12 protein-coding genes are annotated in these 12,233 nt (G+C 67.6%); 2 read left to right on the forward strand and 10 right to left on the reverse strand.

What is annotated here, in order from left to right:
* Nucleotides 1–24: 24 nt before the first annotated feature.
* From ACIQ6S_RS05420 to ACIQ6S_RS05445, 6 genes are all read right to left on the reverse strand, one after another.
* Nucleotides 25–1,533, reverse strand: a complete 1,509-nt coding sequence (locus tag ACIQ6S_RS05420) for a sigma-54 dependent transcriptional regulator (protein WP_397607464.1) — start codon at nucleotides 1,531–1,533, stop codon at nucleotides 25–27.
* A complete protein-coding gene (locus ACIQ6S_RS05425; RefSeq protein WP_397573842.1) occupies nucleotides 1,530–1,916 on the reverse strand; it encodes a response regulator transcription factor in 387 nt (128 codons plus the stop codon). The genes ACIQ6S_RS05420 and ACIQ6S_RS05425 overlap by 4 nt, the downstream gene beginning before the upstream one ends.
* Before the next feature lie 39 nt (nucleotides 1,917–1,955).
* A complete protein-coding gene (gene rpoN / locus ACIQ6S_RS05430; protein WP_397607465.1) occupies nucleotides 1,956–3,359 on the reverse strand; it encodes an RNA polymerase factor sigma-54 in 1,404 nt (467 codons plus the stop codon).
* Between the two features lie 121 nt (nucleotides 3,360–3,480).
* Entirely contained in the window at nucleotides 3,481–4,263 is a 783-nt protein-coding gene (locus tag ACIQ6S_RS05435; RefSeq protein WP_397607466.1) for a phytanoyl-CoA dioxygenase family protein, read from the reverse strand.
* Nucleotides 4,260–4,955: a hypothetical protein gene (locus ACIQ6S_RS05440; RefSeq protein ID WP_397607467.1), complete on the reverse strand. Its 696-nt coding sequence runs from the start codon at nucleotides 4,953–4,955 to the stop codon at nucleotides 4,260–4,262. Before ACIQ6S_RS05440 ends, ACIQ6S_RS05435 begins: the two co-directional genes overlap by 4 nt.
* 25 nt (nucleotides 4,956–4,980) lie before the next feature.
* The gene (locus ACIQ6S_RS05445) at nucleotides 4,981–5,562 is read right to left on the reverse strand and encodes a class I SAM-dependent methyltransferase (protein WP_397607468.1); all 582 of its coding nucleotides are present in this window, start codon (nucleotides 5,560–5,562) and stop codon (nucleotides 4,981–4,983) included.
* Nucleotides 5,563–5,930: 368 nt separating this feature from the next.
* Here ACIQ6S_RS05445 and ACIQ6S_RS05450 point away from each other — a divergent pair, with 368 nt between their 5' ends.
* Both ACIQ6S_RS05450 and ACIQ6S_RS05455 read left to right on the forward strand, forming a co-directional pair.
* Complete coding sequence (locus tag ACIQ6S_RS05450) at nucleotides 5,931–6,902, forward strand: ATP-grasp domain-containing protein (RefSeq protein ID WP_397607469.1); 972 nt, start codon at nucleotides 5,931–5,933, stop codon at nucleotides 6,900–6,902.
* Complete coding sequence (locus ACIQ6S_RS05455; protein ID WP_397607470.1) at nucleotides 6,899–7,648, forward strand: class I SAM-dependent methyltransferase; 750 nt, start codon at nucleotides 6,899–6,901, stop codon at nucleotides 7,646–7,648. Before ACIQ6S_RS05450 ends, ACIQ6S_RS05455 begins: the two co-directional genes overlap by 4 nt.
* Nucleotides 7,649–7,678: 30 nt before the next feature.
* On the opposite strand, the gene ACIQ6S_RS05460 is transcribed toward ACIQ6S_RS05455, so the two are convergent.
* From ACIQ6S_RS05460 to ACIQ6S_RS05475, 4 genes are all read right to left on the reverse strand, one after another.
* Nucleotides 7,679–8,830 (reverse strand): DegT/DnrJ/EryC1/StrS family aminotransferase, encoded by a 1,152-nt coding sequence (locus ACIQ6S_RS05460; protein WP_397607471.1) that lies wholly within the window; start codon nucleotides 8,828–8,830, stop codon nucleotides 7,679–7,681.
* Between the two features lie 172 nt (nucleotides 8,831–9,002).
* Complete coding sequence (locus tag ACIQ6S_RS05465) at nucleotides 9,003–11,348, reverse strand: tetratricopeptide repeat protein (protein ID WP_397607472.1); 2,346 nt, start codon at nucleotides 11,346–11,348, stop codon at nucleotides 9,003–9,005.
* Between the two features lie 58 nt (nucleotides 11,349–11,406).
* Nucleotides 11,407–11,946 (reverse strand): PilZ domain-containing protein, encoded by a 540-nt coding sequence (locus ACIQ6S_RS05470; RefSeq protein WP_397607473.1) that lies wholly within the window; start codon nucleotides 11,944–11,946, stop codon nucleotides 11,407–11,409.
* Complete coding sequence (locus ACIQ6S_RS05475) at nucleotides 11,939–12,229, reverse strand: hypothetical protein (protein ID WP_397607474.1); 291 nt, start codon at nucleotides 12,227–12,229, stop codon at nucleotides 11,939–11,941. The genes ACIQ6S_RS05470 and ACIQ6S_RS05475 overlap by 8 nt, the downstream gene beginning before the upstream one ends.
* Nucleotides 12,230–12,233 lie beyond the last annotated feature (4 nt).

A 12,233-nucleotide genomic window follows, 5' to 3' on the forward strand; every position in this document is an offset into this window, starting at 1 on the left:
AGGAATGTCGCGGCGAGTGCGGCCTCAGCCCTCCTCGCCGCCCTCGCGTTCGATGCCGTACTTGCGCAGCTTCTCCACGAGGGTGGTGCGCCGCAGGTTGAGCAGGGTCGCGGCATGCGCGACGACGCCCTCGGCGCGTTCGAGGGCTTGCCGCAGCAGCGATTCCTCGATGGCCGCGATGTGTTCCTTGAGGTCGAGGCCGTCCTCGGGCAGTTCGTCGAGGGCCAGCGCGGCCGGGGCGCCGAACAGCGCGGCGCGCTCCGCCGCGAGTTCTTCCGCCTCGGACAGCCCGCGGTCGGCCGCCAACACGGACACCGGCGTTGATTCGCCGCGATCGGGCGCCGGGACGGGCGTCGCCGGTGCCGACGGGGCGCCGTTGGCCTCCCAGACCGCGCGGTAGCGCTGCGGCAGGTCGGCGGCGGTGACCGTCGCATTCGGGTGTAGCACCGCGAGGCGTTCGATGAGGTTGTGCAGCTCGCGCACGTTGCCCGGCCAGGCGTAGGCGGCGAGCGCCGCCATCGCATCGGCGCCAAGCTTCACTTCGCCACGGCCGTCCTCGGCGAGCCGCAGGCTGATCGCCTGCACGAGGGCTGGCAGGTCGGCGATGCGCTCGCGCAGCGCCGGCATCTCGATGGGGAAGACGTTGAGGCGGTAGTACAGGTCCTCGCGGAACCCGCCGCGGGCGATCTGGTCCTCGAGGTTGCGGTGGGTGGCCGCGACCACGCGCACGTTGCACTTCAGCGTCTGCGTGCCGCCGACGCGCTCGAAGTTGCGCTCTTGCAGCACGCGCAGCAGCTTCACCTGCATGGGCAGCGGCATGTCGCCGATCTCATCGAGCAGCAGGGTGCCGCCCTCGGCCATCTCGAAGCGGCCCTTGCGGGCGGCGAGCGCGCCGGTGAAAGCGCCCTTCTCGTGGCCGAACAGTTCGCTTTCCAGCAGCTCGGCCGGCACGGCGCCGCAGTTCAGTGCGACGAAGGGCCCCTTCGCGCGCGAAGACGCCGAATGGATCGCGCGCGCGGCGACCTCCTTGCCGGTGCCGCTCTCGCCGAGGATCAGCACCGTGGTGTCGAAAGGCGCGACCTGCTCGATCATCCGCCGCAGCCGACGCACGCCCTCGCTCTGCCCTTCCGGGCCGGCGTCGCGCTCGCTGCGCTCTTCGCCGCGCAGGGCCTGCAGGCTGGCGCGGCGGAGATGCCCTTCGAGCTGCGGGTGGCGCAGCGGCCAGTCCAGCGTCCAGACCTGCTCGGGGTGCACGCCGAGCTGCTCGGTGAGGCCGTGCAGGGCCGGCAGCACCAGCAGCGGCGGGTGCAGCGGTGACTTCGACAGCCAGCCGCCGAAGCGGCGGAAGTCCTCGAGGTCTTCCACGCCGCCGACGACGATCGCCAACCAGTCGCGCGGCTTGGCCCGGGCGAGGTCGAGCTCGTCGACGGCGCCGATGCGCTTCGGGGTGAAATCGAGGAAATCGAGCAACGCGCCGATGCGTTCCGCGCGGGCGTCGTCGGCCTCGACGACGAGGATGCGCGAATCGCTCATGCGCCGCCCTGCGCCGTCCCGGCGCGGGAGTCGATGATCGGCAGCAGCTCGGCGATGTAGTTGAGCTTGCTGATGAAGGCGTCGGCGCCGGCGCGCTGCGAGTGCTCGCGGTGCTCGACGTCGTCGAAGTGCGAGGCGATCACGACGAACGGCGGTTCGTCCTGCGCCTTGATCAGGCGCGTGGCCTGCAGCCCGCCCATCTCCGGCATGGCGAGGTCGAGGACGACCACGTCCGGCTTCAGCTCATCGGCCAGGGCCACGGCTTCGATGCCGTTGCGGCCGCGGCCGATGATGGCCACGTGCGCCACGCGCCGCAGATGGCGCTCCGCCGCGTTCAGGAACGCGTCGTGGTCGTCGACGATGAGCAGGCGGATGAGGGTCATGGCAACGGGCTCGCGGCGCCGCGGGCGGCGTGGAACCGGTCAGGCCGCGCGGGCCGCAAGGCCCCGCTGCCGCGCCGGCGGGATGTTCAGTTGCTCACGATACTTGGCGACGGTGCGGCGGGCCACCTGCACACCGCGGCGGGCCAGCAGGGCCACCAGCACGTCGTCGGCCAGCGGCGCTGCCGGCAGCTCGGCATCGATCAGCTTCTTCACCAGCGCGCGGATGGCCACCCCAGCGATCGCGCTGCCTTCCAGCTTCACGCCGAAGAAGCGCTTCAGCTCGAACAGGCCGCGCGGGGTCTGCAGGTACTTGCCGGTGGTGATGCGCGAGACGGTGCTCTCGTGCACGCCGACGTCGGCGGCGATCTCCTTCAGCGTGAGGGGTAGCAGGCCCTCTTCGCCGCGCTCGAGGAAGGCCTGCTGGCGCGCCACCACGGCGCGGGCGACCTTGATCAGGGTGTCGTGGCGCTGGGCGATGCCACGGGCCAGCCAGCGCGCCTCGTTCATCAGCGCCTTGAGGTGCTGCACGGAGGGCGAATCGCCGGCTTCCGACAGCGCACTCTCGTATTCACTGGCCACGCGAACGCGCGGGGCGGTCTGCGGGTTCAGCGCCACGTGCCAGCGGCCGTCGGCCGGCCAGGCCACGACGTCGGGCAGCACGTGCACCTGCTCGTCGGCCAGCAGGGGCTCGCCCGGCTTGGGGTTCAGCGACTGGATCAGGCGGGCGGCGACGCGCAGCGCCTCCATCGGCGCGGCATGCGCGGCGGCCAGGGCCGGCCAGTCGCGCTGGGCGACGAGGGCGAGGCTGCGGTCGATCATGTCGCGGGCGAGCGCCACACCGGCGTCCTTCGCCGGCAGGTCGTGGATCTGGGCCAGCAGGCACTCGCGCAGGTCGACGGCGGCAAGGCCGGCCGGCGTGCCGTGCAGCAGGCGCTGGCGGATGGCCTCGGCGCGGCCCTTGCGGAGGCCGAGCGCGGCGGTGATGTCGGCATCGATGGCGTCGCGGTCGCCGGCGAGGTAGCCGGAATCCGCCGTCCGCTCCAGCCAGGCCGCGGCGATGGCGAGGTCGGCGTCCTTCAGTTCCATCGCCAGGCCTTCCAGCACCCGCAGGGCCGGGTCATTGCTGACCGGCGCGGCGACGCGGGACAGACGGTCTTCGCCTTCTTCCGGATCGAAACCGCTGCCCATGCCGGGCGTCGACCAGAGGTCGGGCAGCTCGTCGAAGGCCGCGGTTTCCTGCGCAGCGCGCTCCTGCGGGGTGAGCTCGGGCGGCGCAACGTCGGACTCGTCCTCCTCGCGCTCCAGCATCGGGTTCTGCGCGAGCGCCTCGGCCAGCTCCTGCTCCAACTCGAGGCCGGTGAGGCCGAGCAGGCGGATCGACTGCAGCACCTGCGCGTTGAGGCTCTGCGACTGGGACTGGGTGGCGGCGAGGCGGTTCTTCATGGCGGCACTTCCGAGGAGGTGCCGAAGCGGTATGCAAGGGGCGTGCCAACGTGGGGCGGCGGGAATCCGGCGGGCGGGCCCATCGTGGCGCCCGGACGCTCATCTCGGCACCACGCGCCCTTTACTTCGACACCGTCGTGCCCCGCTGCACCCGGGAGGTGGAGAAGATCTCCTTGTTCTCGAGCCGCAGGCGCCACTTCGACAGCGGCCGCTCACTGAGGGAAATCATGCTGGATGGATCGACCACGGGCTGGATCTGGATGTCGTACATCACCCGAGGCACGCTGGACTCATGGCGAGTCGAGCCATGCCAGATGGCCGAGTGCATCAGCAGGCAATCGCCGGGGCCCAGCTCGGGCGTGAACCGGTAAAGCTGGTTCGTCAGGTCGCCATGGATCGCACCGGCATCGCCGAGGTAGCCGAGGTGGTGGGTGCCGGGGTAGACGAACAGCCCGCCGTTCTGCGCCCCGCAAGGGGTGAGCGCCAGGAAAGCCGAGTAGCGTTCAAAGAAGCCGAGGCAGTACGGGCTGTCCTGATGGACGAACACCGGCTCACGGTTGTTCTCGTCCTTGCGGACCACGCGGATGTTGTGGAGGCCCGCGCCGCGCTCGAAGATCTGCGCCGCCAGGGCGGCGAACTCGGGCTCGAAGAGCACTTTCGCCAGGGGGCTATCGAGCTCGAAGGACACTTCGGTGAGGTGATTCTGGCGGGCCTTGGCAGAGCCCTCCGTCAGGGCTGCCTCATAGGCCTGCAGGTAGGACGCCGCCCGCTGCGCAGGCAGCAGGCCTCGCACGACGAAGACACCGGCACGGTCGAGGACTTCCAGCGATAGCTGCCTGCCCTCCAGATGTCCCGCCTGCGAAAAGAAATCCAGTTCCGCGGCTGGAAATTCAAAGAAGTTCATGGCCGATCCTGTTGGACGTCGGCGCCGGCTGGCGCAGCGGTGGACCTGCCGTAGTACTGCTGGTCTTCAAAACTGCGGCGCCGCGTGTCAAAGGCAAACTGCAGCGAAATCCGGTCCGTCGTCGATGGGACTTCGGGGCTGCTGATGACGCCGTGCAAGGACGTCCGGGCATGGAAGCACACAAGGCGCCCTGGGCTCGGGTCGACCCGCACGGGAACCCTCGCGTCCCTCTCGTACTGCCAAACCGACTCACCAAGCGCTGGGTCGGTGCGGATCTTGGGGTGGATGCACAGGGGCAAATCCGGGCTGTCCGTCAGGTACAGGACCGCCGTGTATTCATTACGGTCGAAGTGGTAGCGGAAGGAATGCCCCTGATCCCGGCGGAGGTAGTTGGCCGAGATGGCGACGGGCAGATCGTCCAGCACGAGCAGATTGGCAATGCCGGCCGCCATCTGCGCGTAGACCTGCTGGTAGAGCTGCTCGATCTCCGGGAGCTCGGCGATCAGCGCCTCGCCGTTCCGGGTCTTGATGTGCACACCGTCGTTGTCGACGGGGATGCAGTCGTGTTCCATGGCGGCCTTCAGCTTCTGTGCCAGCGTCGCGCAATCGCCGGCCGGCAACACATCGTCGAAGACTTCGTAGCCCCGATCAAAGAACAACTCGCTGAGCTGGAAACTCTTTAGTGCGCCCACATCAACCTCGCGTACTCACACCCGGTCAATCGACTTTCTGGAAGGTCATCTCGCGCGGGTCCGACTCGACCAGACTCTCGCTGACGCGCTTGACGATCACGCCGTATTCCAGCGGGAACAGGTTGCGGTCGGGCGTGTCCAGCTTGCGGAACAGCACGATTTCAAAGTCGCGCAGCAGCACCTTCAGGCCGAATTCGGTGAAGCGCCAGCAATCCGGCACCGGGCCGTGGATGCGGCAATTCAAGGGCGTGGTGATGAGGACATAACCGCCCACCTTCACGATGCGCTTGAGCTCGCGAACGGCCGCAAAAGGCTCCACCACATGTTCCAGGACTTCGGTGCACAGCAGGGCATCGAAATGGCCATCCGGGATGTGCGCGTTGTGCCGGGTGATGTCCGCCACGATGTCCGGGCCGGTGTCTGGCGTGATGTCCAACGTGACCAGCTTGCGGCCTTGCAGCTCGGGAATGTTCTTGCCCTGGTTGCCGATATCGCAGATCACATCATCCGGCTGCAGATAGCTCTTGATGAACTCCAGCCTCGTTTCATTGATGAAGGCCCTGGCCACCGGGAAAAAGAGGTTGTCGAACTCTGAAGGCAAGGTCATTTTCTGAATTCCAATAGCCGCAAGCTGGAGACTCTGCGCCGATCATGTCCGCGACTCTCCTGACCGCCGCCACCATCGGCTCCGGAGATATCGGGAGGCCGATGGCCTGCCATGCAGCACGGGTGGCCTCCGGCAAGCTCTTCCGATAGCACAAGACGTACGAACACCCCTTTCCAGCAGTCTGGGGAGTCGTCGGCGGTCGTGCAAGCGCCGTGCCAAGCATCGGATCGATGCGGCGTGCGTGGGATTTCGCCCTCGCCGGGACGCGCAGCGGCATCGTGCTCAGCCTCGCTCATCGTTTCCTGTCAGCACTCTGGTGGGCTAGGCTTCGCGAGGACCTCTTCGAGTCCCGGAATCCCGGTGGCGACATGAACATCCTCCTCTCCTGCATCGGAAAGCGCGGGTACATCGCGGACTATTTCCGCGACGCCCTGCCACCGGGCAGTCGTATCGTCGGCACCAGCAATACACCGTGGACGCCGGGCTTTTCCCGCTGCGACCATGGCGTTCTTCTTCCCCCGATCGCTTCGGACGAGTACCTGCCGCACCTGATCGAGACCTGCGTCCACTACGAGGTCCAAGGGCTTCTCTCCCTCTTCGATCCCGACGTCTGCCGACTGGCACCCCATCGAGCGACGCTTCGAGAGCGTGGCGTCATGGCGGTGCTGCCCGAGGCACGGGCGGCCACGGTCGCTTTCGACAAACTCGAAGCATTCCACGTGCTCTCTGGCCTTGGCATCGCGACGCCGCTGACCGTCGCCAGCCTCGACGACGCCCATGCCAACCTCGCGTCGGGGATCTTCGCGTTCCCGTTGGTGGTCAAGCCGCGCTTCGGGTTCGGCAGTGCCGAGACCTACGTGGCCCGGAACCGTGCCGAGCTGGACGTGTTCTTCCATCGCGCGCCGGACATGCTGGTCCAGCAGTTCCTGGACGCCGAGGCCCTCAACGTCGATGGGCTCGGGGATCTCGATGGTCGGCCGGTGGCGATCGTTCCCTGGAGGAAGTGGCTTTCCACCCTGGGGGAGACGGAGCGCGCGGAGACGATCGAATGCCCCGAGCTCATCGCCCTCGCCGAATCACTGGTCGAGTCGCTGGGGATCATCGGCCCGTTCGACGGTGATTTCTTTCGCGGTGCGGACGGGACCCTGTCGGTCCTCGAGCTCAACCTGCGATTCGGCGGCGGCTATCCGGTGTCGCACATGGCGGGCGCGGATTTCCCACGACGCATTGTCGGAATGATCCGCGGGGAGGCAACACAGGCGCCCGTAACGCCTTATCGACGAGGGGTGACCATGATGAAGCGCCCCGAGCCCATCGCCGGTCCCGTGGTGTCGCCATGAGCAGCAAGGTCCGTATCGGGATCGACACGCCTGACGCATGGGACGCGGAATGGGCGCGATGGTTCGAACGCTACTCTCGCGGCATTCCCCGCTTGGGCATGTGGCTGGCGAGGGCCTACGCGACCTCGGGTTGCGACATCCTGGAACTCGGGGCAGGAAGTGGCCGGGAGTCACGCTTCCTCTCACCGTACGCGCGATCCGTGACCTGCGTGGATTTCTCGGCGGGCGCGATGGAGGCGCTGCGAGCCAGCAATCCTCCGCCCAATCTGCGCGCCGTGACGATGGATGCGCTCAACCTCGAATTCCCCGACCGCGCCTTCGATCTCACCTTCCACAAGGGTTTCTGGAGCTGCTTCAGCGATGACGTTCAGGTCGCCCGGTTGTTTTCCGAACAACTGAGGGTCACCCGGCGGACGATGTTGGCGCTCGTTCACAACGGGGCAAACGCACCGTTTCATGCGATGTTCCAAGCGAAAGCCGAGACGGACAAGCTCTATCAGGTCCGATTCTTCAAGCCTGATGAACTCCTCGAACTCGCCCATGAAGGCCTCGCGAAGGCAGGAGTCCGTGGTTCCGTCCGCCTCCATGGCTTCGGAGGTGTCGACTGGATGCATCAGGGGCTTGGGGGTCGTTTCCCCGCGTCGGTGCAGGGCAGCCTGGCCGCGCTGGCGTACCGGCTCAGGCCACTCCGGGTGGCGGAGTCCCTGGTGCTCGAGGTGACGCCCGACCCGCACGGGAAGGGGTGACATCCAGCCCGCCCCAACGGGCGGGAGGATTCACGCCCCGGAGAGAACCCGCAAGACGTCCGCGATCACCCCGACGGTCTCGTTGGGCAGTGTCGTACCGGTCGGCAGCACGATCACGCGATCAGCAACGACCATCGTGTTCGGAAGCAGAAGCCCGGCATGCGGATAGAGCTCGCGGAAGGGCTGCATGTTGTGGCAACCCGGCCAGAAGTACTTCCTTGCGAGAATGCCCTCGGCATGGAGCGCGGCGACGATCTCGTCGCGCGATGCGCGGAACGTGCGATCCACTTCGATTACGACGTATTGCCAATTGCTGCTCTCGGTCGGGTCGTAGTCGAGCAGGTGGATCCCGTCGATGCCGGCGAAGGCTTCGGCATAAAGGCGATGGTTGGCGCGGTTCGCATCGACGACGGCCTCGAGTGACTCGAGGTTGGTGAGGCCCATCGCGGCACAGATCTCCGGCATCTTGCCGTTCGTGCCGACGTGCACCGCCTTGTCGTAGGTCTCGAACCCGAAGTTCCTCATGTACCGCATGGTGGTCGCGAGGTCGTCTTCGTTGGTGGTGACCGCTCCACCCTCGAAGCAGTTGAAGAACTTGGTGGCATGGAAGCTGAAGACTTCCGCCCTTCCAAACGCGCCAACGCGACGCCCACGATAGGTCGCACCGAACGCATGGGCGGAGTCGAACATCAGGGACAAGTGGCGACGGCGGGCGATCTCGGCCAGCTCATCCACCGGCGCGGCGCGTCCCCACAAATGCACGCCGATGATGCCCGTGGTCCGGGGCGTGATCATCTTCTCGACCGCGGCTGGATCGATGTTGTGCGTCACCGGGTCGATATCCGCGAACACCGGCGTGATCTCCTGCCACTGCAGGGCCTGGGCGGTGGCAATGAAGGTGTAGGAGGGGAGGATCACCTCACCCTTGAGGCCGAGCGCGCGAATGGCGATTTCGAGCGCGATGGTGCCATTGCACATCGCGACGACGTGGCGCACGCCCAGATAACGGGCGAGTTTCTGCTCCAGCTCGTGGACCAGCGGCCCGTTGTTGGTGAGCCAACGGCGATCCAACAGGTCATTGACGCGGGAAAGGAAGGCCGCGCGATCACCGATGTTCGGGCGACCGACGTGGACGGGATCGACGAAGGCGGGGGGAGCCCCGGCGATCGCGAGATCCTCCATGGAGTGGATCGCCTTCCTCGGCGCGATGGACGGCATGTCCATTCCCGTCGGCGCAACGGAACGGAGGTTGCCTTTGGTGGCTGGTGACATCGTCATTTCGTTCGACCTCGCCGAGAACCTGACTTTGCTGGATGCACTTGCAAGAACGTTGCCAGAGCACCGATCCCTGGCGCTATGCGCGCGGCGGAATGACGTAGGGCTGGGGCGGCAGCCCCTTGCACCATTGTGACCACGCCCATCGAATCCCGTCCTCGAAACCCAGGATCGCGGGTGCCGTTTTTCCGATCATCGTGCGGCGCATGATGTCCCGGGTTGACGATCGGAGGGCCGCGAGCGCATCCCACTGGCTGGGGCTCGCCCAATGCACCGCCCTGTCGACGAACTCGTCTTCGGACTCCGCGACGAAAGGCGCGAGCCCCGCGCCCCTCATGATGCTGCATCCTCCCCTGGCGGGAAGGGTCTTCCCTGCCAGCGTCAGCGTGGGGACCCCCATCCAGAGCGCATGGTAGGTGGTGGTACCTCCGGTGTAGGGCATCGCATCGAGGTTGATGTCGACGTCCGTCTGCCGTTGCAGGTACTCGAAGACCTTGCTGCGCGGAATGAACTGGATCCTTGACGGGTCGACGCCTTGCTCGGAGAACTGGACACGGAGACGTTCGGCCGAAGCGCTGTCGACAGCACCAATGACCATCCTGCTGTCCGGCACCCGCCGGAGCACCTGGCTCCAAAGGCGGATCGTCGCGGGATTGATCTTGTTCATTCGGTTGAAGCTGCCGAACGTGACGAACGAGTTCCTGATGCAGGGCGCCGGTCCAACATCGGGCGATGGATCCTCGGGGTGGAAGATGGACGTGCCGGGATTCAGGAGGAGCTTCTCGGTCACTTGGTCGTCCATGGTTCCCGGCGGAGCCCAAAAGACATCGGCGACGTAGTAGTCCATCCGCGACAGACCCGTTGTCGCGGGATAACCACCCCAACTGATCTGAACCGGCGCGGGCTTGAAAGCGAAGACGCCGAGACGGTTGAACCCCGTATGCCCGGAGAGGTCGACGAGCACGTCGATGCGGTCCTGGCGAATGCGGTTGGCGACCATCTCATCGCTCATGCCGACGATGTCGCACCAGCCGTCCGTGAGCGCGCGCAGGCGAGCCGTGACCTCGTCATTGGTGCGGTGGTTGGAGTAGGCGAAGACTTCGACGCGCGAGCGATCCAAACCCTGCCACAGGGGCGTGACGAAGTTTGCCATCGCGTGCTGGCGAAGGTCGCCGGAAACGAAGCCCACGCGAAACCGCCGATCCGGGTCGCGATCGTTGTCCCAGAACGCGTGGGGCACGACCGACGCTTCGACCAGCTCGCCATATCGGCGGTGCAAGGCAAAGAGCTCTTCCGGGCCGATCTCGGCGACGTGCGCACCGACAAACAGGGCGATGTCGAGGGCGCCGAGGTGCGACGTCCCCGAATCACGCAGTCGGCGGAACAAGGCCGCGGCCTGCTCGTGGCGGCCAAGACCCAGGTAGCAGACCGCCAGCGCGGAAAGGCACGCGTGGTTGGCCGGATCGGCAGCCATCGCCTCCTCGAGGAGCGGCAAGGCTTCCTTGAGCTCATCGCGATCGCGCAGGTAAGCGCCGAGCGCCAGGGCCACGCGATGGTCATGGGCGCCAAGGGCCCGGGCCCGCCGCAGCAGGGTCTCGGCCTCGGGGTCGCCGCGCTGGTTGAGCAGCAGGCCGCGGTTGACCAAGGCGCGGAGGTTTTCCGGCTCGCGCTGCAGGACCTCGTGGAACAGGGCCTCGGCCTCGTCCAGCCGGCCGCGTTCGTGCAATGCGAGGGCGAGGTTCATCCTCACGTCCGCGCCGTCGGTGTCGAGGTCGCAGGCGATGCGCAGGACCTCGATGGGCCCGTCGCCGGGCTCATTGCTCGGCAAGCTGGCGCCGAGCACCCGCCACGCGAAGGCGCACAGCGGGTAGGCGGCGACAAAGGCCGTGGCCGACGCGCGCGCGGCGGCGAAGTCGCGCTTCAGGAAGGTCTCCCGCAACGCCAACACAGCCTTGCGAGGGGCGTCGGCGGCCTGCTTTGCCGTCTTGCCGCTGGCGCGGACCTGAGCCGCCAACAGTGCGGTGCGCCGCTCACGCAGGCGTTTCTCGAATCCGGCCGCGACCTCGGCGGGCAAGCCCGATTGCATCGCCCGATGCAGCAGCCGATGCACGGCCTCGTGCTGCCCGAGCTGCATCAAGGCTTCGAGCTGGCTGATCCAGAACTCCTTTTCCCAGGGACGCAGCTTCAGAGCGCGCCCGAAGCGGGGCAATGCGCCTTTCCAGTCGCCGCGCTGCGCAAGCAGCCATGCGAGTCCGTGCTCGGCCTCGGCGGCATAGGGATTGGCCCGGAGGGCGTCAAGGTACTGGGCCTCGGCCTCGTCCAGGCGTCCGGCCTCGTGCGCGAGGTGGGCCTCCCGCAACGCGCGCTGGGCGTCGTGGGCCGACTGGGCGGAAGGTGCGGTGTCGCGGGTCATCTCGGCCAGCATGGCTCAGGCCCATGGGGACAGGAACCCTCGGCGTGCAAGCCGCGTGCCGTCTTCGGCCTCAGCCGCGTCGCTGCGCCGCGAGCCAGCGCCGATGCAGGCGGAACACGTGGCGTTCGAGGAGGTCGGCGAGCGCGGGCTCCAAGGGCTCGAAGGCCCACCACGAGGTGTCGCCCTGTCGCGCCAAGCGGCGCACCGGCAGATACGCCAGCAAGGGCAAGCCATCGCCCGGCTGCCAGGCCAAGGTGGCCGGCGCGTCCACGACCTCCGCATCGGCCGCGGAAGCGTCGATGCGCAGGCCGCGCGCACTGAGGCGCACTGCGCGGGGCGGTGGCGGCGCGAGCGCCGGCAAGGCTTGCGCCAACAGCTGGAGGGTGAGGTCGAGCTTTGCCTCGAGGCGGCGCAGGGCCGGATCGGGCGGATGGGCCGGGTCGTCGGATTCACCGCGACGCTCCTCCATCATCGCCAGGTCGCGCAGCAGTCGTTCGACGCCCTCGGCGCTGCCCGCCGGGGGCGGGCCGGGCTGAACGCGCAGTCGGGCCGTCAACTCGCAGGCGACGGCGCCATCGAACAGTGCGGCGTCGGCGGCGGCCTCATCCACCGACGTTGCCCAAGTAGGCGCGTGCCGCTGCGCCACCTTTGCGGGTGGCGGAGAGCTCGCGCGAGACGCCCGATTGCACATCGAGCAGGGCCTGGAGCAGTTCGCGCTGGCCGGCGGCCAGCATCTCCATCTCGCTCGTGGCGAGCGGGTTCGCGCCGACGCAGGCCGCGCGCACGGCGGCATCATGGTCCTGCAGGGCCGCCTCGGCGCGCGGAAGATCGACGGCGTTGAGCGCGTCCCGGGCGTCGCGCAGGGCCTGCAGGGCCGTCGCGTAATCGCTCATCGGC

The organism is Silanimonas sp., from assembly GCF_044377035.1.
Taxonomy (GTDB): domain Bacteria; phylum Pseudomonadota; class Gammaproteobacteria; order Xanthomonadales; family Xanthomonadaceae; genus Silanimonas.

Excerpts from the sequence above, each read along its gene's own strand:
- rpoN (WP_397607465.1), bottom strand. The coding sequence starts at position 3,359 with ATGAAGAACCGCCTCGCCGCCACCCAGTCCCAGTCGCAGAGCCTCAAC.
- ACIQ6S_RS05450 (WP_397607469.1), top strand. The coding sequence starts at position 5,931 with ATGAACATCCTCCTCTCCTGCATCGGAAAGCGCGGGTACATCGCGGAC.
- ACIQ6S_RS05435 (WP_397607466.1), bottom strand. The coding sequence starts at position 4,263 with ATGAACTTCTTTGAATTTCCAGCCGCGGAACTGGATTTCTTTTCGCAG.
- ACIQ6S_RS05445 (WP_397607468.1), bottom strand. The coding sequence starts at position 5,562 with ATGACCTTGCCTTCAGAGTTCGACAACCTCTTTTTCCCGGTGGCCAGG.
- ACIQ6S_RS05455 (WP_397607470.1), top strand. The coding sequence starts at position 6,899 with ATGAGCAGCAAGGTCCGTATCGGGATCGACACGCCTGACGCATGGGAC.
- ACIQ6S_RS05465 (WP_397607472.1), bottom strand. The coding sequence starts at position 11,348 with ATGCTGGCCGAGATGACCCGCGACACCGCACCTTCCGCCCAGTCGGCC.
- ACIQ6S_RS05425 (WP_397573842.1), bottom strand. The coding sequence starts at position 1,916 with ATGACCCTCATCCGCCTGCTCATCGTCGACGACCACGACGCGTTCCTG.
- ACIQ6S_RS05460 (WP_397607471.1), bottom strand. The coding sequence starts at position 8,830 with ATGGAGGATCTCGCGATCGCCGGGGCTCCCCCCGCCTTCGTCGATCCC.
- ACIQ6S_RS05420 (WP_397607464.1), bottom strand. The coding sequence starts at position 1,533 with ATGAGCGATTCGCGCATCCTCGTCGTCGAGGCCGACGACGCCCGCGCG.
- ACIQ6S_RS05475 (WP_397607474.1), bottom strand. The coding sequence starts at position 12,229 with ATGAGCGATTACGCGACGGCCCTGCAGGCCCTGCGCGACGCCCGGGAC.